This window comes from Myxacorys chilensis (genome assembly GCF_059505265.1).
In genome coordinates, this window is the sequence record NZ_JCACKG010000030.1 from 1 (window position 1) to 2,089 (window position 2,089).

At 68.6% G+C, this 2,089-nt stretch carries 2 protein-coding genes; both read right to left on the reverse strand.

Annotated features, from left to right (window positions below; genetic code table 11):
* Positions 1-751: hypothetical protein (locus AC5JLB_RS01590; RefSeq protein WP_495872106.1), on the reverse strand; the 751-nt coding region annotated here is incomplete at its 3' end.
* Positions 752-1,120: 369 nt separating this feature from the next.
* Positions 1,121-2,089 (reverse strand): recombinase zinc beta ribbon domain-containing protein (locus AC5JLB_RS01595; protein WP_495872107.1); only part of this gene is annotated, 969 nt, incomplete at its 5' end.

Here is a 2,089-nt window from a genome sequence, read left to right on the forward strand (position 1 = left end):
CCCTAGCTCCCCTGACGCCACCGAGCCATGCCAGCCCCGCGACGCCCGCCAGCACCGTGACCGGGTTCACGAGGACGGCGAGGAGCGAGACCAGCGCCGGTCCGCTCACGAAGGGAATCCAGGCGCTGGCCTGGGCCGCCAGGATGTAGGGAGCAAAGCCGGCACTTCCGACGGTCGCGGCGAAGGCTGCCCAACCTCCACCAGTTGCGAGAGCCTTCTGCGCCGCGGCATGGCCCCTCCGAACGGCTTCGGCGACGGCCGGGTCGACACCGTCCCCTGCTGCGGACAGGGTCCTTTCGTCCGCGAGAAGGCGCAGGATCTCCTCTTCCACGAGCTGCGGGAAGGGCAAGGGTGGCGGAGTCTCTACGAGGTTCCGTGCCCGCCTCGTCAGGTTGGTGGCTCCGGCAACGAGACGATCAGCGAGGCCATGGGTGGTGGGTGGCGGCAGCATGTCGTCGGCGTGCCGGACCAGACCGGCAGACAGCCTTTCCGAGGCGCGGACCGCCAGGGCCGATGCCATGCGGCGCGCGGAGCGGGTCGACAGGGGAGTGGTGGACGGGAGCGCCAAGGCGTCGGTGAGCCGGCTCCAGAGGCGATGCCGCAGGACATCATCCGACAGGGGTGACGCGGTAAGCTCTCGGGCTGCCCGCTCCAGGCGAAGTCCTGCCTCGGATGCCATGACATGGAAACGACGACCGATGTCCTCGATGGCGCCCCGGGCGAGACCGAGGCCATCGAGACCTTCGAGCATGGCGATATGCCAGCAGAGCTCCACTCGACGTGCTTCTCCGAGCCCCGCTGCAATACTGGTGGCCTCGACGCGGAGCGCACTCCTCCCTGATTGTTCCAACCCATGCTCCTCGAAAGCCTGTCTGTCTTCTCGATGGAGCCCCGAACTCCACGACGATGCAACCGCCCGCTCGACCTCAGGGCAGGGGCTCCGGAGCCGGCGTATCGGGAGCGGCACCTGTCCTCGAATACAAGAAGGCTCCCCGGAGGGAGCCTTTGGAAGGTCGACACCACACCATGGAAGCGTGATCGTGTGACCAGTAAGGCCGTCGGCCGGGGTTCTTTCGGGTGATCACCCCGATCACAGCGTGAAGCTCCCACCTTCGAACGGCTAGACCTCGTCCGCGATGCAGGAGCCCGTCCGCGCCGCACCCTCAGCCACGTTCATCCCGCCCTTGATCAGCGCCCGCGCGAGGCTCCCCCGCACCTCGACCCGAAGGCCGCTCGGGGCCTGCGGGTCCGGCGTGAGGATCACCGCTTCGATGATCTGCGCCAGCAGCTCATGGGCCCGCTGAACCACACGCTCGTCGCGCAGCGACTCTTCGAGGTTGCGGACCAGGTCGTTGTAGAGCGCCGCGAAGTCGGGAGCCTGGGAGCCGCCCTCCCGCGACAGGGCGGCGATCTCGGCCAGGGAGGCCAGCACCTCCCCGCGTTCAACCTTGCGCTGCCGCAGACGCTGGCGCTCGTCGGCCATGTTGTCCTCACCGTCCTCGATGCGGTCGAGGAGACGCGAGATCTTGCGATCCAGCTCGGCGAGGCGGCGCTTGAGGTTGACCTCCTCAGAGCCGGCGCTGGCCTGCCGCGCCCTGAGCGTCTCAGCGACGCGATCGCTGAACTGCTGGAGGCGTTCGGGAGCCAGGAGGCCGCGCTTGAGCGAGGCCAGGACCTGACCTTCCACCGCGGCGGCGGTGATCGTCACCTTGTTGGTGCAGCCCATGCCGCGCTTCGCCTGCGAACAGCCGTACCGGGCCTTGCCAAGGATGATGTAGTCGCCCCCGCAGCAGGCGCACTTCAGAAGCCCGGAGAGGACGTAGGCCTTGCGATGAGCCCGGTAGAGCGGCTGACCGCTCTCCGTGTCGAGGCCGATCTTCAGGGCGGTCGCCTCGAGCCGGGCGGCCACCCGGTCCCAGAGGTCCTGCTCGACGATGCGCAGCTGGGGCACGATCACCGTGGCCGCCACCTCATCGGTGACCCGCCAGGCCCGCTTGCCCGTCTCGGGATTGAGCGAGGACTCGGTGTCGCCATAGGCGTTCACGCCGATGTAGAGGGGGTTGCGCAGGATCCCCGTCCCGCGACGCCC